The organism is Yinghuangia sp. ASG 101 (assembly GCF_021165735.1).
Lineage (GTDB): Bacteria > Actinomycetota > Actinomycetes > Streptomycetales > Streptomycetaceae > Yinghuangia.
This window is the reverse complement of sequence record NZ_CP088911.1, coordinates 5,155,181-5,177,178: the sequence shown is the minus strand read 5'-3', so window position 1 is coordinate 5,177,178 and position 21,998 is coordinate 5,155,181. Positions and strand designations below refer to the sequence as shown.

The 21,998-nt window shown below is 72.8% G+C and carries 18 protein-coding genes and 1 tRNA gene; 12 read left to right on the top strand and 7 right to left on the bottom strand.

Translation table 11 applies throughout. The features are described from left to right. Positions 1-107: 107 nt before the first annotated feature. Positions 108-860: a redox-sensitive transcriptional activator SoxR gene (gene soxR, locus LO772_RS36095; RefSeq protein WP_331717262.1), complete on the bottom strand. Its 753-nt coding sequence runs from the start codon at positions 858-860 to the stop codon at positions 108-110. 108 nt (positions 861-968) lie between these two features. On the opposite strand from soxR, the gene LO772_RS22275 reads away from it, so the two are divergent. From LO772_RS22275 to LO772_RS22265, 3 genes are all read left to right on the top strand, one after another. Next, positions 969-1,712, top strand: a complete 744-nt coding sequence (locus LO772_RS22275; protein WP_231773797.1) for an SDR family NAD(P)-dependent oxidoreductase — start codon at positions 969-971, stop codon at positions 1,710-1,712. Then, the gene (locus tag LO772_RS22270; protein WP_231773796.1) at positions 1,709-2,779 is read left to right on the top strand and encodes an S-adenosylmethionine:tRNA ribosyltransferase-isomerase; all 1,071 of its coding nucleotides are present in this window, start codon (positions 1,709-1,711) and stop codon (positions 2,777-2,779) included. Before LO772_RS22275 ends, LO772_RS22270 begins: the two co-directional genes overlap by 4 nt. Positions 2,780-2,863: 84 nt before the next feature. Then, positions 2,864-2,937 (top strand) — tRNA-Lys (locus LO772_RS22265). Positions 2,938-3,469: 532 nt separating this feature from the next. Here LO772_RS22265 and LO772_RS22260 read toward each other — a convergent pair. Continuing rightward, entirely contained in the window at positions 3,470-3,973 is a 504-nt protein-coding gene (locus LO772_RS22260) for a DUF6325 family protein (protein WP_231773795.1), read from the bottom strand. Positions 3,974-4,405: 432 nt separating this feature from the next. Here LO772_RS22260 and LO772_RS22255 point away from each other — a divergent pair, with 432 nt between their 5' ends. From LO772_RS22255 to pucD, 4 genes are all read left to right on the top strand, one after another. Beyond that, positions 4,406-4,930, top strand: coding sequence for a cell division protein SepF (locus LO772_RS22255; RefSeq protein WP_231773794.1), 525 nt, complete (start codon positions 4,406-4,408; stop codon positions 4,928-4,930). A 154-nt stretch (positions 4,931-5,084) separates the two neighbouring features. Beyond that, positions 5,085-5,960: an FAD binding domain-containing protein gene (locus tag LO772_RS22250; RefSeq protein WP_231773793.1), complete on the top strand. Its 876-nt coding sequence runs from the start codon at positions 5,085-5,087 to the stop codon at positions 5,958-5,960. After that, complete coding sequence (locus LO772_RS22245; RefSeq protein WP_231773792.1) at positions 5,957-6,460, top strand: (2Fe-2S)-binding protein; 504 nt, start codon at positions 5,957-5,959, stop codon at positions 6,458-6,460. The genes LO772_RS22250 and LO772_RS22245 overlap by 4 nt, the downstream gene beginning before the upstream one ends. 1 nt (position 6,461) lies before the next feature. Then, positions 6,462-8,819 (top strand): xanthine dehydrogenase subunit D, encoded by a 2,358-nt coding sequence (gene pucD / locus LO772_RS22240; protein WP_231773791.1) that lies wholly within the window; start codon positions 6,462-6,464, stop codon positions 8,817-8,819. 7 nt (positions 8,820-8,826) lie between these two features. On the opposite strand, the gene LO772_RS22235 is transcribed toward pucD, so the two are convergent. The 5 genes from LO772_RS22235 to LO772_RS22215 form a co-directional block, all read right to left on the bottom strand. Further along, the gene (locus LO772_RS22235; protein WP_231773790.1) at positions 8,827-9,285 is read right to left on the bottom strand and encodes a MarR family winged helix-turn-helix transcriptional regulator; all 459 of its coding nucleotides are present in this window, start codon (positions 9,283-9,285) and stop codon (positions 8,827-8,829) included. Positions 9,286-9,332: 47 nt separating this feature from the next. Continuing rightward, a complete protein-coding gene (locus LO772_RS22230) occupies positions 9,333-10,178 on the bottom strand; it encodes a hypothetical protein (RefSeq protein ID WP_231773789.1) in 846 nt (281 codons plus the stop codon). Positions 10,179-10,651: 473 nt separating this feature from the next. Next, positions 10,652-11,452 (bottom strand): enoyl-CoA hydratase/isomerase family protein, encoded by an 801-nt coding sequence (locus tag LO772_RS22225; RefSeq protein WP_231773788.1) that lies wholly within the window; start codon positions 11,450-11,452, stop codon positions 10,652-10,654. A gap of 118 nt (positions 11,453-11,570) precedes the next feature. After that, entirely contained in the window at positions 11,571-13,082 is a 1,512-nt protein-coding gene (locus LO772_RS22220) for an MFS transporter (protein ID WP_231773787.1), read from the bottom strand. 87 nt (positions 13,083-13,169) lie between these two features. Next, positions 13,170-14,090 (bottom strand): phosphatase PAP2 family protein, encoded by a 921-nt coding sequence (locus LO772_RS22215; RefSeq protein WP_231773786.1) that lies wholly within the window; start codon positions 14,088-14,090, stop codon positions 13,170-13,172. Positions 14,091-14,379: 289 nt separating this feature from the next. Here LO772_RS22215 and LO772_RS22210 point away from each other — a divergent pair, with 289 nt between their 5' ends. From LO772_RS22210 to LO772_RS22190, 5 genes are all read left to right on the top strand, one after another. After that, positions 14,380-15,171, top strand: a complete 792-nt coding sequence (locus tag LO772_RS22210) for a response regulator transcription factor (RefSeq protein WP_231773785.1) — start codon at positions 14,380-14,382, stop codon at positions 15,169-15,171. Between the two features lie 4 nt (positions 15,172-15,175). After that, on the top strand, positions 15,176-16,240 hold the full coding sequence (locus LO772_RS22205) for a HAMP domain-containing sensor histidine kinase (RefSeq protein ID WP_231773784.1): 1,065 nt from the start codon (positions 15,176-15,178) through the stop codon (positions 16,238-16,240). A 376-nt stretch (positions 16,241-16,616) separates the two neighbouring features. Continuing rightward, entirely contained in the window at positions 16,617-20,396 is a 3,780-nt protein-coding gene (locus tag LO772_RS22200) for a multifunctional oxoglutarate decarboxylase/oxoglutarate dehydrogenase thiamine pyrophosphate-binding subunit/dihydrolipoyllysine-residue succinyltransferase subunit (protein WP_231779674.1), read from the top strand. Between the two features lie 121 nt (positions 20,397-20,517). Continuing rightward, entirely contained in the window at positions 20,518-20,694 is a 177-nt protein-coding gene (locus tag LO772_RS22195; protein WP_231773783.1) for a DUF6104 family protein, read from the top strand. Positions 20,695-21,016: 322 nt separating this feature from the next. After that, entirely contained in the window at positions 21,017-21,886 is an 870-nt protein-coding gene (locus LO772_RS22190) for a DUF4184 family protein (RefSeq protein WP_231773782.1), read from the top strand. Positions 21,887-21,998: the final 112 nt, after the last annotated feature.

Below are 21,998 nucleotides of genomic sequence, written 5' to 3'. Positions count from 1 at the left end.
CCCCGCCCGCGTGGCACACCGCGGCGATCCCGTACGGCCGCCGCACGCGAAAAGCTCCTCGCGAGCCGTCGAAATCCGCCCGGAACGACGGACCGGGCTCCGCCCGACTAGCCGAGGGCGTCCGGCCCGCGGACCGGCGCCGGAACCGGCTCCCCGCACACGTCGGTGACATCGCAGGCGTCCCCCGCGAACGGTTCCGCGCACAGACCGCCCGGCTCGGAGTCGTCGGCGCAGATGTCCGCGAAGCCGCCCGCCGGGCCGCACGGGTCCGCGTCCGGGTCGTCGTCCCCAAAGCAGTCCGTCATGACCGCGGTCGCGACCGGGGCGGTCCCGCGGCGGGTCGCCGCGGCGGGTCGGGCGCGCGACGCGCCCCGCTCCCCCACCGAGCCGCCGTCGAGCGCCGGGCCGTCCTCCCGGACCGGTCCGGGCAGGAACCGCGCCCCGGGGCCGTACCGCGCGGCGGCGTCGCCGGGGTTCGAGATGGCGCAGAGCCGCAGCGAGAGGCAGCCGCAGCCGATGCACGCGTCGAGGCCGTCGCGCAGCGTGGTGAGTGCCGCGATCTCGGCGTCCAGGCGGGCCCGCCAGTTCCGGGAGATCCGCGCCCAGTCGGCTTTGGTCGGGGTACGCGATTGCGGCAGCGTCGCGAGGGCCTGCCGGATCTCGTCGAGGGCGAGACCGACGTGCCGGGCCGCGCGGATGAACGCCAGGCGGCGCAGGACCTGGCGCTCGTAGCGCCGCCGTCCGCCCGCGGTGCGCTGGGCCTCGATCAGGCCCTCGCGCTCGTAGAAGCGCAGTGCGGACGCCGCGAAACCGCTGCGCTTGGCGACCTCCGAGACGGTCAGCAGGTCGGTTTCCTTCATGGCCTCGCACCCTTCCGCGGACGTTGCTTGACTTGAAGTCAACTTCACCTTGCAGCATAGGCCACGGAAACACCTCCTGACAGACCATCACGGATTGGGGACACCGCCATGCCCGTCGCCCTCGTCACCGGTGCCTCCCGCGGGCTCGGCCTCTCTCTCGCCCACGGGCTCGCCGAGCGCGGTTGGACGCTGGTCGTCACCGCCCGCGGCACCGACGAACTCGCCTGGGCCGCCGAGGACTTGCGTACCGAGACCACCGTCGCCGCGATCGCCGGCGACGTCGCCGACCCGGCACACCGCCGCGCACTCGACCACACCGTCGCCGAACTCGGCGGGCTCGACCTGCTGGTCAACAACGCCGGAACCCTCGGCCTCAGCCCCCTCCCCCCGCTCGCCGACTACCCGGCAGCCGCGCTGGAGGAGGCCTTCCGCATCAACACGGTCGCACCGCTGGCCCTGACGCAACTGCTCCTCCCGCGTCTCGTGCGGGCACCGCGCGGCACCGTCGTCAACATCACTTCAGACGCCTCCGTCGAGCACTACCCGGGCTGGGGGGCGTACGGAGCGACCAAGGCCGCGCTCGACCACATCACCGGCACGCTCGCCGAGGAGAACCCGGACGTCCGCTTCTACGCCGTCGACCCCGGCGACATGCGCACGGCGATGCACCAGGAGGCCTTTCCCGGCGAGGACATCTCCGACCGTCCCGAGCCCGGCACGGTCGTCCCCGCCCTGCTGGCCCTGCTCGACCGGCGTCCGCCGGGCGGACGCCACCGGGCCGCCGCGTTCGCCCCGCCCGCGGACCGGCGCCGGACCCCCGCCCCCGTCCCCGCGGAGGAGATGTCATCGTGAAGGTCCTCGGCCCCGCCACCGCGCGGACGCGCTTCACCCTGCCCGACGAACTCCACGCCACCGAACCGCCCGAGGCCCGGGGCACGGCCCGCGACGGCGTCCGCCTCCTGGTCGCCGACGGGCACGGGGGGAACGGCGTGCGGCACGTCGTCCACAGCCGGTTCCACGACCTCGGCGACTTCCTGCGGCCCGGCGACCTGCTGGTCGTCAACACGTCCGCGACGCTGCCGGCCGCGGTCGACGCCACGCGCGCCGACGGGCGCGGCGTCATCGTGCACTTCTCGACCGCGTTGGACGACGGCCGCTGGACCGCCGAGCTGCGACCGCCCGACAACCCGGGCGGGCCGGTCCCCGACGCGCGGGCGGGCGAGGTGGTGGCCCTGCCGGGCGGGGTCGAGCTGTCCGTCGACGAGGCGTACCCCGACCCGGCGGCGCACGGCAGCCGCCTGTGGGCGGTGCGTGTGAACGCGTCCGTCCCGGACTACCTGCGCGGGTACGGGCGGCCCATCACCTACGGCTACCTGCACGGCCGTTGGCCCCTCGCGCACTACCAGACGGTCTTCGCCCGCGACCCGGGCAGCGCCGAAATGCCCAGCGCGGCAAGGCCGTTCACGAACGATCTGGTCCTCGACCTGATAGCCCAAGGCATCGTCGTCGCCCCGGTGACGCTGCACACCGGCGTCTCCTCGCCGGAAGCCGGCGAACCCCCGCTGCCCGAACGGTTCCGCGTCCCCGCACAGACCGCGCGCCTGGTCGCGTTGACGCGGCACAGCGGCGGCCGTGTCATCGCCGCCGGCACGACGGCGACCCGCGCCCTGGAAAGCGCCGCGAGCCCGGACGGCTCCGTCGTCCCCGACGCGGGCTGGACCGACCTCGTGCTCGGCCCCGACCGCCCGGCGTACGCCGTCGACGGCCTGATCAGCGGGCTGCACGCCCCGGACGCCTCCCACCTGCTCCTCCTGGAGGCCGTCGCGGGCCCGGACGTCGTCACCCGCGCCTACACCGCCGCCCTCGAAAAGCGCTACCTGTGGCACGAGTTCGGCGACTCGAGCCTGCTGATCCGCTGACGCACGGACGCCGGTCCGCCGAGGACCGAGGTTTAACCGGTACGACGCACCCCCGCCCATCGGGTACTATTTTTTCCACAGCACGCGCCGCTAGCTCAGTTGGTTAGAGCAGCTGACTCTTAATCAGCGGGTCCGGGGTTCGAGTCCCTGGCGGCGCACGAAAGCGATAGGCGACCTGTGCCCACGGAGAGCGTGGGCCGGGTCGCTTTCGTTGTTTTTGCGCGGCTTCGCCGCGCGGGCGGGGGCTTCGCCACCCGCACCCCCGGCGCATCGGTTTCGTACGGGCGGCGGTTGGGTGGGCGGGGGGACTTGGGTGCCTTGCCCGTGGCGGGTCCGTGGCCGCGGAGAGCGTGGGGCGGGGCGTCTTCGTTGTTTTTGCGCGGCTTCGCCGCGCGGGCGGGGGCTTCGCCACCCGCACCCCCGGCGCATCGGATTCGTACGGGCGGCGGTTGGGTGGGCGGGGGGACTTGGGTGCCTTGCCCGTGGCGGGTCCGTGGCCGCGGAGAGCGTGGGGCGGGGCGTCTTCGTTGTTTTTGCGCGGCCTCGCCACCCGCAACCCCGGCGCATCGGTTGGTGTGGGCGGGGGTGCTTTTGTTGCGTTGCTTGGGGGCGGGGGTTGTGCCGCTCGTGGCTCCGGTGCGTCGGGGTCTGCCTGTGGTGGTGGGGTGGCGGGGCTTTTTGCGGTGGGGGCTAGTCTCCGGTGTTGGGGGGGTCTCCTGGGGTCGCGGAGGACTCGATGTGTTCCTCTACGTCGTCGAGGGTGGCTTGGGGGAGGCGCGTGTAGGAGAGGAGTCGGCCGCCGGCCTCGCGGATGCGTACGGCGACTTCGCGGGCCCAGATGTTCTCCACGAAGACGACCATGACAAGGGAGTCGGGAGGCATGATCAGGCCGATCTGCTCGACGTCGCTCTCGCCGGCGAGGCCGAGCATGCGGCGGGCGGCGACCTCGGCGGCCATGTCGCGCAGGTCCTCGTACTCGCTGATCTCGTGGTGGGTGATCTCGCCGTCCACGTCCTTGATCACGATGAGCATGTCGATGACGCGGACGTCGCCCCGCGCCTCGACCTCGTCGACGGCCTCCAGGACGGATCGCGTCAGCCGTCGGCCGGGAAAACCGAGCACGATCGCGTCGACTGGCCCCAGCTCGCCCACGTCCATGGCCTCCTCCAGCAACGCTCGCCCGGTGACTTCCACGCTAAGCCGGTGGGGAAGCCGACGCACGCGGGTGCGGCGCCCGTCGCGGGGCCGTACGAATCGAGCATCGACCCCGAATCCTCGACAAATGGCGTGAATCATCCTCGATATCACCTGAACGGGCGCGGAATTCTCCGTTTCCGGTACGAACCTCCTTGGAATTCGCGGGAGTTCGCGATCTCCGCAACCGCCCGGCACTTTCCGGCCGTTCTCACGGATGGGGGAAATGCCGCTGGTCTCACGGGACTTGCTGCGGCAGCATGGTGCACTCCCAAGGCCCCGGTATGGCCCCGGAGTATCCCAGGTCGACAAATGTCCTCCAGGATCGCGCGTCGCCGGTCCAACAGGACAGGTACTGGCATACAGTGCGGTCGAGTGGAGGACAACGACATAACCCGGGCGGGGCCGGGGCGAGCGGAGAGGGAGGTGCCCATGGGCGCGCTGCGCAAGGCCGGCTCCTGGCTCGGGCTCGGTTCGGGGGACGAGGACGACGACATGTACCGCACCGGCAGGGGCGCGTACGACACAGGGTCCTACGACGAGGAAGACGACGTGGACGCCGGCTGGGTCTACGACGACGAGCCGGAGGAATCACGCTCGCGCCCCCTGGAGGGGAGCGTCGTTCCGGCGTCGGAGATCTTCGCGGCCCGCGCGGCTGCGGCGGGCGTCACGAAGCCGACATCGCGGATCGCGGTCGTACACCCGAAGAGCTACCACGAGGCCCGCGCGATAGGCGAATACTTCCGGAAGGACATCCCGGTCGTCATCGACCTGACCGCGATGGACGAGTCGGACGCCAAGCGGGTGGTCGATTTCGCGTCCGGCCTGACCTTCGGGCGGCGCGGCACGATGGAGCGTCTCGCGAAGCGGGTGTTCCTGCTGCTGCCCGGCGATGTCGCCCTGTTGACCGGCGACCCGGGCAACAACAACCACGACGGATTCTTCAACCAGGCGTGACCGCACGTGCGGCAGCGGGTGTGACAGGGAGTACCGCGGCCTCCATGGCCGACGCGCACAGGTGAGGGGCCGGGAGCGGCGAGGCGCTTCCCGGTCCCTCACTTCCGTTTCGTGGACGGTGCGGTCCCCGGGTTCGACAGGAGGGCATCCCGCCATGGAGTTCCTGCGCCCCGCGACCTGGGACGAGGCGCTGGCCGCGAAGGCCGCGCACCCGTCGGCGGTGCCGATCGCCGGTGGTACGGACGTCATGGTCGACCTCAACTTCGACCGGCTGCGCCCCGACGTGCTGATCGACCTGTCCCTCGTCCCCGAGTTGCGGGACCACGAGGTCGGGGACGGCGTCGTCCGGCTCGGGGCGTCGGTGCCGTACACACGGGTCATCGACGACCTCGCCGGCCGCCTTCCGGGTCTGGCGCTCGCCGCGCGCACGATCGGGTCGCCGCAGATCCGCAATCGGGGCGGCGTCGGGGGCAATCTCGGCTCGGCCTCCCCCGCGGGCGACGCGCATCCGGCGCTGCTGGCGTCCGGCGCCCGGGTCGAGGTCGGGTCGGCCGGGCGCGGTGCGCGGATGATCCCGATCGATGACTTCTTCCGCGGCGTCAAGCGCAACGCGCTGGAGCCGGACGAGCTGATCAGGACGGTGCACATCCCGTCGGCGACCGGGCCGCAGCAGTTCGCGAAGATCGGGACGCGCAACGCGATGGTGATCGCGGTGTGCTCGTTCGCGGTCGGCCTGCACCCGGCGACCGGGGCCGTGCGCACCGGGCTCGGTTCGGTCGCGCCGACGCCGGTACGGGCGCCCGCCGCCGAGGAGTTCCTGGCCGCCGAGTTGGGCGACGCGGGGTTGTGGGCGTCGCGCGGGCGGCTCGCGGAGGCGGCCGTGCGGCGCTTCGGCGCGTTGGTGGCCGAGGCGGCGGCGCCGATCGACGACGTGCGCGGTTCCGCGGCGTACCGGCGCCACGCGCTGGCGGTGATGGCGCGCCGCACCCTCGCGTGGGCCTGGGACGACTACCGGAGGGCGGCGGCATGAGGGTCACATTCACGGTGAACGGGCGCCGGACCGAGGCGGACGACGTCTGGGAGGGCGAGAGCCTGCTGTACGTGCTGCGCGAGCGGCTGGGCCTGCCGGGTTCCAAGAACGCGTGTGAGCAGGGCGAATGCGGAAGCTGCACGGTCTATCTGGACGGGGCGACCGTGTGTGCGTGCCTCGTCGCGGCCGGGCAGGCGCAGGGGCGTGATGTCCGCACGGTCGAAGGGCTCGCGGCCGGCGAGCGGCTTGCCCCCGTGCAGCAGGCGTTCCTCGACGCGGGCGCGGTGCAGTGCGGCTTCTGTACGCCGGGGCTGCTCGTCCAGGCGCACGCCCTCCTCGCGGCGACGCCGCGGCCGAGCGACGCGGACATCCGCGAGGCGTTGTCGGGAAACCTGTGCCGGTGCACGGGCTACGAGAAGATCATGGACGCCGTGCGGCTCGCGGCCGGGCGCCGGGCCGGCGCCGAGACGGACCCGGCCGGTGCGGAAGGGGCGAGCTGACGTGGCGGACACGACGCCCGGAACCCCGGCCGGCCTCCCGCACACGACCGTGTCGGCCCCGGGCGGTGTCGGCACGTCCGCGGCGCGCCCGGACGGCGTGCTCAAGGTCCGGGGCGCGTTCGCGTTCGGCTCCGACCTGTGGCACGAGGACATGTTGTGGGGGACGACGCTGCGCAGCCCGCATCCGCGTGCCCGCATTCTCGCGATCGACATCACCGAGGCGGTCGCGCTGCCGGGCGTGCACGCGGTGCTGACCCACGAGGACATCCCCGGCGAGAAGTTCTACGGCCTGGAGATCACCGACCAGCCGGTGCTGGCGATCGACCGGGTGCGCTACCACGGCGAGCCGGTCGCGATCGTCGCGGCGGACCACCCCGAGACCGCGCGGCGCGCGGCGGCGCGCATCGCGGTGGAGTACGAGGTGATGGCCCCGATCACCGATGCCGCCGAGGCCGCCGACACCGGGGCGAACGGCCACGTGCACGAACCGGGAGAGTACAAGGCCCGCGAGGCCGGGAACGTCGTCCACCGCCAGCGCGTCGTCGCGGGCCTCGGGGTGACCGACGAGGTCCGGGCGCTGGCCGACGTGGTCGTGCGGCACGAGTACGAGGTCGGCATGCAGGACCAGGCGTTCCTAGGGCCGGAATCGGGTCTCGCGGTGCCGGCCGAGGACGGCGGCGTCGACCTGTACGTCGCCACCCAGTGGATGCACGCCGACCAGCGGCAGATGTGCCCCGTGCTGGGGCTGCCGCCGGAGAAGGTGCGGCTGACGCTCGCGGGTGTCGGCGGGGCGTTCGGCGGGCGCGAGGACATCTCGATGCAGGTGCACGCGTGCCTTCTCGCGCTGCACACCGGTCGACCGGTCAAGATCGTCTACTCGCGCGAGGAGTCGTTTTTCGGCCACGTGCACCGGCATCCGGCGCGGCTCGCGTACGAGCACGGCGCGACCCGCGACGGGAGGCTGGTCTACGTCGGCGCGCGGATCAGTCTGGACGGCGGCGCGTACGCGTCGACCTCGGCCGCCGTGGTGGGCAACGCGGCGTCGCTGGGGGTCGGCCCCTATGTGGTGCCGCACGTCGCGGTGGAGGCCGCCGCCTACTACACCAACAACCCGCCGTGCGGCGCGATGCGCGGCTTCGGTGCCGTGCAGGCGTGCTTCGCGTACGAGTCGCAGATGGACCGGCTCGCCGCCGCGCTGGGCATGGACCCGGTGGAGCTGCGCTGCCGCAACGCGCTCCAAGAGGGCTCGGTGCTGCCGACCGGGCAGGTCGTCGACGCCCCCGCGCCGGTGGCCGAATTGCTGCGGAGGGTCCGGGACATGCCCCTGCCGCCCCCGGCGGACGCGGACCCCCGCAACTTCCCGGGCGGGGTGGCGAACGCCACGCGCGGCGAGGGGGTGGTACGCGGGGTCGGCTACGCGGTCGGCGTCAAGAACGTGGGTTTCTCGGAGGGATTCGACGACTACTCGACCGCGCGGGTACGCCTGGAGGCCGTCGGCGGCGAGCCCGTCGCCGAGGTGCACACGGCCGCCGCGGAGGTCGGCCAGGGCGGGGTCACGGTCCACGAGCAGATCGTCCGCACCGAGCTGGGGGTCGGGCGGGTCACCGGCCGCCCGGCGGACACCGGGGTCGGCTCGGCCGGGTCGACGTCGGCGTCGCGTCAGACGTACGTGACCGGCGGAGCGGTGAAGACCGCGTGCGAGGCGGTGCGCGCGGCGGTCTTCGAGCGGGGCATGCGCCGGTACGGCTGGTCCGCCGACGTCGTCTCCGGGCTCGTGCTCACCGCGGGCAAGGTCGTCGCACGGGACGGCCTGGTCGTCGCCGAGCTGGCCGACCTGCTCGACGGCGCCGCGATCGAGGAGACCCGTGTGTTCCGGCACCGCCCGACGCGGGCACTCGACCCGGCGACCGGGCAGGGCTTCGCGCACGTCCAGCACACCTTCTGCGCCCACCGCGCGGTCGTCGACGTCGACACCGAACTGGGCCTGGTGAAGGTGGTCGAGCTGGCGGCGGCGCAGGACGCCGGGCTGATGGTGAATCCGGCGGCGGTGCTCGGCCAGGTGCACGGCGGCTCGGCGCAGGGGCTGGGGCTCGCGGTCATGGAGGAGATCGTCGTCGCGGACGCGAGGGTCCGGAACCCGTCGTTCACCGACTACTTGATCCCGACCATCCTGGACACCCCGCCGATGCGGGTGGATGTCCTCGAATGCCCCGACCCGCACGCGCCGTACGGTCTGCGCGGCGTCGGCGAGGCGTCCGCGCTCTCCGCCACTCCCGCGGTGGTGGCCGCGATCCGCGCCGCGACCGGCCTGCCGCTCCGCCGCGTCCCGGTGCGCCCGGAACACCTCACGGGGACGTGACCGCGGGTCACAGGTCGGGGCGGACGTCCAGAAGCCGCCGCAGGTCGGTGCAGAACTCCCGCGTGTGGTCCCCGTCCAGCCCGCCGAGGGGCGCCACCAGCCGGTCGAGCAGCCCGTGTACGACAACCACCGCCTCGGCGGTGACCTCGGCCCCGTGCTCGGTCAGCGACAACCGGACGGCCCGGCTGTCGTCGGGGTCGCGCAGCCGCCGGATGAGCCCGTCGGACTCCAGCGCACGGGCGAGCTTGGACACGTACAGCGCCTCCAGCCCGGAGTGGTCGGCCAGCTCCCGCTGACTCGGCCGGACCCCCGCCTTCGCCATGCCGCGCAGCGACGCCAGCAGCGAGTACTGCGCGTGGGTCAGCCCCAGCGGCGCGAGCGCCCGGTCCACGGCGACGCGCCACTTCATCGACAGCCGCCACACCAGGAATCCGGGTGTGGGGCCTTCGGGCTTCTCGTCGCTCATACGAAATACTGTACATGGACATCAATTGCGGGGTGGCGGGCGCCGGGTCACCGGCTCGGTCCGTTGGCGGGCCCCCGAAGCTCGCGGCGCACGCCCGGCCGCCGGGCGTCGGCCGCTCCCCGGTCCTTGGCGGCGCCGTGCGTCGGCGCGGACCAGTCCGCCGTCGCACGTGGCGCGGTGCCGGGCGTGAGCGACGCGCTCGCGGGGCCCACGCCGTGCACGACGGCGGGCGACGTGCCCGTCGTGGTGCGCGGGCCTTGGGGTTCGGCGCCTCGTCCGGCGGCTCGTTCCGGTGCGGCTCGGCGCGGTGCCGCGACGGGTGGCGCGACCGGCGCCACGGCAGGCGTCGACACGGTGACGACGCCGACCCAGGGGTTGTTGCGGGGGCGCTCGACCAGGGTGGCCGGCGGATCCCAGTCACGCTCGTCGGGTACGCCTTCCCGCCCGATGGCCACCGAAGACAGATGCGTGGGCACCGGATCGAGCCCTTTGAGGGACGGCGTTCCCTCGTTGAGCGACGCCCGGGCCGACGCGTCCGCCCGCTCCCGCGCCCGCGCCGCCCGCCGGGCCCGGCGCCGGGCCCGGCCCTTCGGCTGCCGTCCGCCCGTCCGGCCGCCGCCCTTCGCGAACGAGCGGTCGGGTTTCGCCGTCGGGACGGCCCGGTCGAGCCCCTTGTCGCCGGCGCCCGCCGCCGGGACCACCCCGCGCACCTCGTACACGCCGTTGCCCGACTGCCACAAGTAGAGCGGTGAGACGCCGCGGTCCGAGTTGTGCTCCGCGGTGCGCACCCGGTCGGCCAACCACTTTTTCGGCGCCTGGAGTTCACGTTCAGCTCGGTCGATCTTGGCGATGGCGTCAAAGATTTTGCGCTGAGTCTCCTGAGCCAGGTTCATGGACCGGTCCTGGCCGTCCTGGCGCCGCGCCGTCTCACGGTTCCGCCACGCGCGGGCTTCTCTTCTGGCAGCCCTCTGCCGACGCGCCTCATTTCGGGCGACCGCTCTGGCCGACGGGCGGGGTGCCACGGCCGAATCCACGCGCGCACCGGGCACGACGCGCGGCGCGTTGTCGGGCCGGGCCAGTGATTCGACCGCGCTCCGGCCGCGCCCGGCCGCGGCCTGCACACCTCGCGTCCCGCCGCGGACCGCCTTGCCGGCGAGCGACGCGAGACCGATCATCGCCGATTCGCCGATGGCTCGGACGGCGTTCGTCCTTCGGTCGGACCTCTGTTCGGCCATGGTCAACTCAGCTCGTACTCGCGGATCCGGCCAGCGTAGACGGGCCGCGCGCGGGCGGCGCCGGAGATGTCCCTTGAGCTGCGACGGATCTCCCTCGGCGGGTGAGCGGGGGAGAGGTCACCCGCCTGGGGTTACCGCGTCGTGCCCCACGTGAAGGCCGGTGCGCGGCGCTCGGTGAACGCGGTGAGGCCTTCGCGGACGTCGGGGGAGTTGCGCGACGCCTGCTCCCACGCGCGGACGCGCTCCGGGTCGAGGGTGTCCGAGGCGAGCAGGTCCTTGGCGGCGCGGACGGTCAGTTGCGAGCGGGAGGCGACGGTACGGGCGAAGCCGTACACCCGCTCGGCGGCCTCGTCGGGGGCGAAGACGTCCGCGACGAGCCCGACGCGCAGGGCCCGCGCGCTGTCCATCAGCTTGGCGGAGAACAGCAGGTACTTGGCGGTCGAGGTGCCGACGAGGCGCGCGAGGCGGACGGTGGAGCCGGCGTCGTAGACGATGCCGAGCTTGGCCGGGGTCACCCCGAACCGGGCGGTCTCGTCGGCGAACCGCAGGTCGCAGGCGACGGCGAGCTGGCAGCCGCCGCCCACACACGGGCCCCGCACGAAGGCGATGGTCGGCTTCGGGAATGCCGCGAGCGCCTGCTCGGCCGCCGCGTTGAGGGCGTGGAAGGCGTCGGCGGACTCGGCCGTCGCGTAGTGGTCGCGCAGTTCGCGGATGTCGGCGCCCGCGGAGAAGACGCCGTCCGAACCGGTCAGGACGAGCACGCGCACCTCGGGGTCGGCCGCCAGCCCCGCGAGGATGCCGGGGATCGCGGCCCACATCGCGGCCGTCAGCGCGCCCTTGGCCTCGGGCCGGTCGATGCGCAGCGTCGCGACGGCGTCCTCGACCTCCGCCACCAGCCCGGCCGCCCCGGTGTCCACCTGCCGCGCGCCCATGTCCGGTCCGCCTCCCGTTCCTGGGCCGGCCGCGTGCCCGAGGCCCGGCCCGTGGCCTCTGCGGCGACCACGGTACGGGGCGGGCGGCGGTACGCCGCACGAGGGTCCGGCGGGCGGTTCAGGCGGTGCCGTCGTGGTCCTCGGACGCCACCGGCTCCAGCGGCGGCGCGCCCACCGGGCAGGACGTCCGGCAGTGGGGTTCCGCGTGCGCGGGCTTGTCGGGCCGGCCCTCCAGGGCGTCGGAGCGTACTGTCCGCCACGCCAGCGCCGCCCCCGCCACCAGCAGCCCCGCACAGATCCACATCGCGGTGCCGAACCCGGAGTCGACCGTCGACGGGACCTCGTAGCCCTTTCCGGTCAGCCCGACGATCGCCGGCAGACCGGCCACCGCCAGGAGGCCCGCGGCCCGGGCCGCGGCGTTGTTGACGCCGCTGGCGATGCCCGCCTGGGCGACGTCGACCGAGGCCAGGACGGTCGCGGTCAGCGGCGCGACGGTCACCGACAGGCCGAGGCCGAGCAGGGCCACGCCGGGGAGCACCTCGCTGATGTAGGGCGCGTCCGGCCCGATGCGCAGCATCAGCAGCAGGCCTCCCGCGCACAGCAGCGGCCCGACGGTCATGGGCAGCCGGGGGCCGATGCGTTTGGCGAGCGCGCCCGACCGCGCCGACAGCAGCAGCATCAGCACGGTGATCGGCAGCGTCGCGAGGCCCGAGTTCTGCGGCGAGTAGCCCGAGACCGTCTGGAGTTGGATGACCAGGAAGAACAGCACCGCGCTGAGCGCCGCGTACACGCACAGCGTGACCAGGTTGACCGCCGTGAACTGCCGGGACGCGAAGATGCCGGGCGGCAGCATCGGCTCGCGGACGCGCCGCTCGACGACGACGAAGACCACCCCCGCCGCGACGCCCGCGAGACCGGCCGCGACCGCGATCGGCACCGAGTTCGGCGCCGCGATCAGCGACCACGTGACGCCGGCGAGCCCCAGGGCGGCGAGCGCGGCACCGCCGGCGTCGAACCGCCCGGTGGCCTTCGGGTCGAACGTCTCGGGGACGTGCCGCAGGGCCACCGCGATCGTCACCGCGGCGAACGGCAGGTTGATCAGGAAGATCAACCGCCAGCTGACCGAGTCGACCAGCCACCCGCCCAGGAACGGCCCGATCGCGGTGGCGACGCCGCCGAGGCCGGACCACGCGCCGACGGCCCGGGCTCGGTCGTCCTTCGCGAAGGTCGCCTGGATGATCGCGAGCGAGCCCGGTGTCAGCAGCGCGCCGCCGATGCCCTGGAGCGCCCGCGCGACGATCAGCATCTCGACGTTCGGCGCGATCCCGCACAGCAGCGACGCCAGCGCGAACCACGTCACGCCGATGACGAAGACCCTGCGGCGGCCGTAGCGGTCCCCCAGCGCGCCGCCCAGCAGGATCAGGCCCGCGAGGGTGAGGGTGTACGCGTTGACGATCCACTGCAGCGACGCCACCGACGCGCCCAGCTCGCGCCCGATCGTCGGCAGCGCGACATTGACCACGGTGCCGTCGAGCAGCACGATCCCGGATCCCAGCACCGTCGCCAGCAGCACCCAGTGCGCACCCGCTGAGCCGTAGCGGACGGCTTCGGTCCGACCGGTCTCCGCCATACCTCGATCATCGGCGGTCGCGGGCTCGGGCGCACGAACAAGGCCGGAACCCGCGCGGGGTTCCGGCCCTCGTGGACCCCGGATGGGTCAGTAGCGCGCGGGTACGCGGGGCCGGGGCACTATCCGCATGAGCTTCGCGTGCGGCGAGCGGTCGGGGAACGGCACGATGACCATCGCCATCGCCAGCAGCAGGGTCGCGACGAACGCGTCGAGCCAGTAGTGGTTCGCGGTGACGACGACGACGAGCAGCGTTATCGCCGGGTGCAGCCAGATCAGCTTGCTGCCGGTGCGGCGGAACTGGTCGCGGTTGCACCACACCGCCATCACGCCGAGCGCGACGACGAGGGCCCAGCCGAAGTGCAGCGACGGCATGGCCGCGTACTGGTTGGCGATCTTCTCGCCGACGCCGGAATACGGGGACGTGCCGTCCTCCAGGCCCGTGTCGGTGAACCCGGGCATCATGCGCGGCGGCGCGAGCGGCACCAGGATGTGGATGACCAGCGCCACACCGGTCATGATCGCCAGCAGGTTCCGCACCCACTTGTAGTGGTCGCGGTGGCGGATCCACAGCCACAGCAGGAACGCCACGGTGATCGGGAAGTGGACATACGCGTAGTACTGGTTCGCGGCCGACACGAGCCAGTCGGACTGGATGTACCACTTCTGGATGACGGACTCGTCGGGCAGCCGCAGCGTCTTCTGGAGGGTGAGGACTTCCTTGGCGTTGTCGAACGCCCTGCCCGTCTCCCCCGACGCGAGGCCGCGGCCGAACTTGTAGACCAGGAAGAGGGCCGCCACGAGCAGCAGCTCACCGACCGCGTCGCGCGCGGTGCGCAGGCGCTTGGCCTTCTTCGCCGCCGCCAGCGCGGCGGGATCCGGGGGCTCCGTCGGCTCGGCCGGCTTCCCGGCCTCCGCCGCCGTGCCGGTGAGGGAATCGGCGCCGGCGGGGACGGCCGCGGCGGCGAGAACCGGTACACCGGTGCTCCTCGCCTTGAATCTGCTGATCACCGCTCCCCCATCTCCATCCCGTGTTGTCCTTCGGACCGCGGGCCAGTCCTCGGATCGCAGGCCAGCCTAAGCCGTCCGTCAACCCGCGCCACAACCCGCGGCCTCCGCACCGCAACCTCTCAGACACCTGTGCGGCATGGTTCGGTTGCGTCAGCGCGAAGCGCCCCGCACGGCGCCGAGAAAAGGCTACGGAGCGCGGGACGCTGCGCACATCCGTCCGGAGACGGAGTCCGCCGACGAATCTCAACCGCCGTACGGACGACCCTGTTCCCTCCGTACGCTGCCGTACATGACGGACCACGCGCCCCTGCCCCCGCCGTCCCTCCCCGCGCAGCGCGGTGCCGGCCCCGGCGACCAGCGCCTCGTCCTCGTGGTGGAGGACGAGCCGACCATCGCGGAAGCGGTCGCCGCGCGGCTGCGCAACGAGGGGTTCAGCACCGTCGTCGCGGCGGACGGGCCCGCCGCCGTGGCCGCCGCCGAGGAGGCCCGGCCCGACATGGTCGTGCTGGACGTCATGCTCCCCGGCCTGGACGGGCTGGAGGTGTGCCGCCGGATCCACGCGGCGCACCCCGCGGTCCCGGTGCTGATGCTGACCGCCCGCGACGACGAGACCGACCTGCTGGTGGGCCTGGCCGTCGGCGCGGACGACTACATGACCAAGCCGTTCTCGATGCGCGAGCTGGTCGCGCGCGTACACGTGCTGCTGCGGCGCATGGAGCGGGCCGAGGCCGCCGCGCGGCAGACCGAGCCGGAGGCGATGCGGCTCGGCCCGCTCCGCGTCGACCGCACGCAGCGGCGGGTGCACCTGGACAGCACCGAAGTGCACCTGACCCCGACCGAGTTCGACCTCCTGGTGTGTCTGGCGTCACGTCCGCGGGCGGTGCTGTCGCGGGAGCAGCTGCTCGCCGAGGTGTGGGACTGGGTGGACGCGTCGGGCACGCGTACGGTCGACTCGCACATCAAGGCGCTGCGCCGCAAGCTCGGCGCGGAGTGGATCCGGACCGTGCACGGCGTCGGCTACGCGCTGGAGACGCCGGGCACCGCGGGCGCCGGCGACCGCGCCGGGCAGGCCGGGGCGTGAGCGGGTGAGCCGCCCCGACTGGCTGAACCTCCGGCCGCTCGACCCGCTGCGGTCGCTCAAGATCAAGCTCGGCGTGCTGGTCGTCGCGTCGGTGTTCGTCTCGACGCTGTTCATCATCCTGGGGCTGCGCGCGGAGGTGCAGTTCCGGTACACGTTCGTGGCGACGTCGCTGGCCTCTCTCGCGGTGACGCTGCTCCTCGCGCACGGTATGACCTCGCCGCTGCGGGAGATGACCGCCGCCGCGCGGGCGATGGCCCGCGGCGACTACTCGCGGCGCGTGCGCGACACGTCCCGCGACGAGGTCGGGCAGCTGGCCAGCGCGTTCAACCGCATGGCCTCGGACCTGGAACAGGTCGACCGGCACCGGCGCGAGCTGGTCGCGAACGTCTCGCACGAGCTGCGCACGCCGATCGCGGGGCTGCGGGCGCTGCTGGAGAACATGGTCGACGGCGTGCAGGAGCCCGACAAGGAACATCTGGCGCAGGCCCTCACCCAGACCGAACGCCTCGGCCGCCTGGTCGCCGATCTGCTGGACCTGTCGCGGATCGACGCCGGGGTGGTGCCGCTGCGGGTGCGCGAGTTCGCGGTACGGCCGTTCCTGGAGGCGGTGCTGCGCGAGGCCGAGGCGCTGGGCCACGACGTGGTCTTCGTCGTCGACGTCGAACCGGCGTCCCTGACCGCCGTCGCCGATCCGGAGCGGCTGCACCAGGTGGTCACGAACCTGCTGGCGAACGCGTGCCGGCACTCGCCGCCGGGCGGCCGGGTCAGCCTGCACGCGCACCAGCACGAAGGCGTCGGCAGCCTGCGGCTCGAGGTGCAGGACCAGGGGCCGGGGATCCCGCGCGAGGAGCGTACGCGCGTCTTCGAGCGGTTCATCCGCGGCGGCGAGGGGGCCGCGGTGCCGTACCAGGGCGGCGGCGGGCGGCGCGAGGGCGGCGGGACGGGGCTCGGCCTGGCGATCACGCGGTGGGCGGTGGCGCTGCACGGCGGCGACATCGTGGTCGCCGAGTCGTTGTACGGCTGCCGCATCCGCGTGGTGCTCCCGGCGCCCGCGAAGGAGACGCCGTAGCGTTCCGGCCGCGGCGGCCCGAAGTGGAAGCACGGACGTCCGAATGATGACCGTCCGTGAGGCCGACATACCTCACAACCCGGCGTCCCGCACAGTTGTACGGTCGCACCCACAGGTAGGGGTGGGCAAGGCGACAACAGCGGGCGCTTTATGGATAGGTGCCGACGCTCCGGTTCTCACAATCCGTCACGCGAAATCGTAGTGAAATGGACAATTATCCCGTCATCGGTCATCTCTCTGTGATCTACGCGACGCGAAAGACCGAGAGCCTGCGCGGCATGCCCGAAAGGGCGTAGCCTTGTTTCCCGCTGTCCACCACCCCAGGAAGCGGAAGAGGGCGGTTGCCGCCGTGTCGTCACAGTCCCCCAGCAACCCGATGGCCAGCTTCGGCCCCAACGAGTGGCTTGTCGACGAGATCTACCAGCAGTACCTACAGGACCCCAATTCTGTGGACCGAGCCTGGTGGGATTTCTTCGCCGACTACAAGCCCAGCGGAGACGCGGTAACCGCACCTGCCGCAGACTCGTCGAACCGGAGCGGTCCCATCACCACCAGCACTCCGAGTGCGCCCGGCACCGCCGGTGCCGCGCCCGCACCGACCCCAGCAGCACCCGCGGCCCCTGCCGCCCCGGCGCCCGCCGCCGGCACCGCGGCGACGACACCGGCACCGGCGTCCAGCCACCCGATGGTCACCAGCGGCGTGTCCGGCAGCGCCGTGGCGCCCGCCAAGCCGACCCCCGCCGACCCGCCGTCGACCCTCGCCAAGCCCGCCCCCGCCCCGCAGCCCCCGGCCGCCGCGAGCGCGGGCCCGGAGACCGTCGCCCTCAAGGGCCCGGCCGCCCGCGTGGTGTCCAATATGGACGCCAGCCTCACCATCCCGACCGCGACCAGCGTGCGCGCCGTGCCGGCGAAGCTGCTCATCGACAACCGCATCGTGGTCAACAACCACCTCAAGCGGGCGCGTGGCGGAAAGGTTTCCTTCACCCACTTCATCGGCTACGCGCTGGTCCAGGCGCTCAAGTCGATGCCGCAGATGAACCACGGCTACCAGGAGAAGGACGGCAAGCCGTTCCTGGTCAAGCCCGAGCACATCAACCTCGGCCTCGCGATCGACCTGACCAAGGCCAACGGCGACCGCCAGCTCGTCGTCGCGGCGATCAAGAAGGCCGAAGAGATGGACTTCTTCGCCTTCTGGCAGGCGTACGAGGACATCGTGCGCCGGGCACGCTCCAACAAGCTCACGGTCGACGACTTCGCCGGCGTCACCATCTCGCTGACCAACCCCGGCGGGATCGGCACCGTGCACTCCGTGCCGCGCCTGATGCCCGGGCAGGGCACCATCATCGGCGTCGGCGCGATGGAGTACCCCGCGGAGTTCCAGGGCGCGTCCTCGGACACCATGGCCCGCCTCGCGGTGAGCAAGATCCTCACGCTGACCAGCACCTACGACCACCGGATCATCCAGGGTGCGCAGTCGGGCGAGTTCCTGCGTCGCATGCACCAGCTCCTCCTGGGCGAGGGCGGGTTCTACGACGACATCTTCGCCTCCCTGCGCATCCCGTACGAGCCGGTGCGCTGGGTGCAGGACATCTCGGCGAGCCACGAGGACGACGTCAACAAGACGGCGCGCGTGCAGGAGCTGATCCACTCGTACCGCGTGCGCGGCCACCTCATGGCCGACACCGACCCGCTGGAGTACAAGCAGCGCCGCCACCCGGACCTCGACGTCGTCGAGCACGGGCTGACGCTGTGGGACCTGGAGCGCGAGTTCGCGGTCGGCGGCTTCGCCGGGCAGTCGATGATGACGCTGCGCGACGTCCTCGGCGTGCTGCGCGACTCGTACTGCCGCACGGTCGGCGTCGAGTACATGCACATCCAGGACCCGCAGCAGCGCCGCTGGATCCAGGAGCGCGTCGAGGTCCCGCACACCAAGCCGGACCGCGAGGACCAGCTGCGGGTGCTGCGCAAGCTCAACGCCGCCGAGGCGTTCGAGACGTTCCTCGCGACGAAGTACGTCGGCCAGAAGCGGTTCTCGCTGGAGGGCGGCGAGTCGACCATCCCGCTGCTCGACGCGGTCCTGTCGGCCGCCGCCGAGGCCGGGCTCGACGAGGTCGCGATCGGTATGGCGCACCGCGGCCGGCTCAACGTGCTGACGAACATCGTCGGCAAGAGCTACGCGCAGGTCTTCCGCGAGTTCGAGGGCAACATCGACCCCAAGTCGATGCACGGCTCGGGCGACGTGAAGTACCACCTCGGCGCCGAGGGCACGTTCACCTCCGAGGACGGCGCGCAGGTCAAGGTGTCGCTGGTCGCGAACCCGTCGCACCTGGAGGCCGTCAACCCGGTCCTGGAGGGCGTCGTCCGCGCCAAGCAGGACATCATCGACATGGCCGGCGCGGGCTTCACCGTGCTGCCGCTGCTGCTGCACGGCGACGCGGCCTTCGCGGGCCAGGGCGTGGTGGCCGAGACGCTCAACATGTCGCAGCTGCGCGGCTACCGCACCGGCGGCACCGTCCACGTGGTGATCAACAACCAGGTCGGCTTCACCGCCGCGCCGACGGCGTCGCGCTCGTCGATGTACGCCACCGACGTGGCCCGTATGGTCGAGGCGCCGATCTTCCACGTCAACGGGGACGACCCCGAGGCGTGCGTCCGCGTCGCGCAACTGGCGTTCGAATACCGGCAGGTGTTCCACAAGGACGTCGTGATCGACATGATCTGCTACCGGCGCCGCGGCCACAACGAGGCCGACAACCCGTCGTTCACGCAGCCGCTGATGTACGACCTGATCGACAAGAAGCGCTCGGTCCGCAAGCTCTACACCGAGGCGCTGATCGGCCGCGGCGACATCACCGTCGAAGAGGCCGAGCAGGCGCTGAAGGACTACCAGGACCAGCTGGAGAAGGTGTTCGCCGAGGTCCGCGAGGCGACCACCGCGCAACTGCCGGCGCACGCCGAGCCGCCGCGCCTGCCGGAGTTCCCGTCCCCGGCGGCGACGCCGATCGCCTCCGAGACGGTCAAGCGCATCGTCGAGTCGCAGGTCTCGCTGCCCGACGGCTTCACCGTCCACCCGCGCCTCCAGCCGCAGTTGCAGCGCCGCGCGGCGATGGTCGAGGACGGCACGATCGACTGGGCGATGGGCGAGACGCTCGCGTTCGGGTCGCTGCTCATGGAGGGCCACCCGGTCCGCCTGGTCGGCCAGGACTCGCGGCGCGGCACGTTCGGCCAGCGCCACGCGGTGCTCGTCGACCGCGAGTCGGGCGGCGAGTGGACGCCGCTCGCCAACCTGACCCCCGAGCAGGCGAAGTACACCGTGTACGACTCGCTGCTCAGCGAGTTCGCCGCGATGGGCTTCGAGTACGGCTACTCGCTCGCCCGGCCGAACGCCCTGGTGCTGTGGGAGGCGCAGTTCGGCGACTTCGCCAACGGCGCGCAGACCATCATGGACGAGTTCATCTCGTCGGCCGAGCAGAAGTGGGGCCAGCACTCGGGCGTCGTGCTCCTGCTGCCGCACGGCTACGAGGGCCAGGGCCCGGACCACAGCTCGGCGCGCATCGAGCGCTACCTCCAGCTGTGCGCGCAGAACAACATGACGGTCGCGTCGCCGACGCTGCCCAGCAACTACTTCCACCTGCTGCGCTGGCAGGCGCACAACCCGCACCACAAGCCGCTGGTGGTGTTCACCCCGAAGTCGATGCTGCGCCTCAAGGCCGCCGGGTCGAAGATCGAGGAGTTCACGTCGGGTGAGTTCCGCCCGGTCATCGGCGACGCGTCGGTGGACCCGAAGAAGGTGCGCCGCGTCGTCATGACGTCCGGCAAGTTCTACTACGACCTCGAGTCGCAGCGGAACAAGTCCGGCGCGAACGACGTCGCGATCGTGCGGGTCGAGCGGCTCTACCCGCTGCCGACCGAGGAGATGCGGGCCGAGCTGACCCGCTACGGCATGGAGCGGTACGGCAACGGCCTGGAGCTGGTGTGGGCCCAGGAGGAGCCGGCCAACCAGGGCGCGTGGCCGTTCATCGCGCTGAACCTGGTCGAGGCGGGTCTTCCGACGCCGCGCCGCATCGCCCGCCCGGCGGCGTCGTCGCCGGCGGTCGGCTCGGCGAAGCGGCACGAGGCCGAGCAGGCCGAGCTGGTCGCGGAAGCGCTCGGCTGATCCGGGAGTCGGTTTCGCGGGTCCGCCCCGGTGCGTACGACGCGCCGGGGCGGACCCCGTTGTGGAGGGTGTCGGGACGCCTGGTGCACACGCGTCCCGGCGAGGAGATCTGGGAGCGACCGTGTACTTCACCGACCGGGGTATCGAGGAACTGGAGAGCCGGCGCGGCGACGACGAGGTCAGCCTCGCGTGGCTGGCCGAGCAGCTGCGGACGTTCGTCGACCTGAACCCGGAGTTCGAGACGCCGGTCGAACGGCTCGCGACCTGGCTCGCGCGGCTGGACGACGAGGAGGAGTGACCCGGCGGGCGGGTACCGGGCGGACGGCCGGTACCCGCCGCGGGGGCGTTGTGGCGGCGTGACCGCGGCGACGCCGAGCGACGCGCGGTGCGGGTCGGCCTCGTCCCGGCTCGCCGGGCGGGACGCCGTACGCCGCCGCGGGGGCGTACGGGGGCGCGGGCCTCGGCGGTCGTGGCCGGGAGCAGGCCGCGTCCAACCGACGGGGAACCACCGGTCGGCGCCGCGAGTCCTACAACCGTGGAGACGGCGCCATGGGTGTCTCCACGGGCGAGCGCGCGAATTCCGTCGGCCCCGCCGCGACCGCCCTCGACCCGGGACTCCGATGCCGTTCACCGTCAGCCACATCGCCGCCGTCCTCCCGCTGCAGGGCGGCACCCGGACCGGCGTCGGCGGGCGGCGCGGCCCGCTGGTCGCGTCGGCCCTCGCGTTCGGGGCGATGGCGCCCGACGCGGTGCTCTTCGTCGACTTCGGCTTCCTGCCGTTCACCGTGGGCCGCTTCGAGACGCACGGCATGGTCCCGGGCGTGATGATGTACGACCTGGGCCTGACCGCGGTCGCCGTCGCCGTGTGGCACCTGCTGCTGCTCCGTCCGCTGCTGGCCCTGCTGCCCGACGCGGTGCGCGCACGCGTCGAACAACCGCTGCTGCCGCGCCTGCCCGCCGCCTTGCGCGCGGCACGCCGCGAGGGGCGTCCCGTGCGCGGCGAACTCCTCGGCGCGCTCGGCTGGTTCACGGTCTCCGCGTGGCTCGGCGCTTTGACCCATATCGGCTGGGACGCGTTCACGCACCACGACGACCCCGGTGTCGCCCACGTCGCGCCGTGGCTGCGCGATCCGAGTTTCCTGCCCGACGGCAGGCCGTGGTTCAGCGTGCTCCAGTACGTCGGTTCGGGCGTCGGCCTGGTCGCGCTCGCGTGGTGGGGCGCGCGGCGCTGTGCCGCGCTCCCCGCCCATCCGCCGGCGGCGCCGCGGCTGCCCGTCGCGGCGCGCGTGGTGATCCTCGGGGCGCTGACGCTCGCGGGCGTCTTCGGCGCGATACGGACGACCCGGGCGTATGTCGGACAGCCCTTCGACGTCGTCGGCTTCTCCGTGGCGACCGGCTTCGGCCGCTGGGCGGCGGTCGCGCTGGTCATGTACGCGGCGGTCTGGTCGGTCTGGCGCGCCCGTGCCGGACGTGTGCGGGTAGAGGGCTGAGCGCGGTCGGGAACGGAACACGTCGCGCCACCTCTTGACGCCGCGCCGACGCGATATATCGTGGAACGGAGAGGCACGCGATATATCGCGTATCGCGACCGCCAGTCCATGC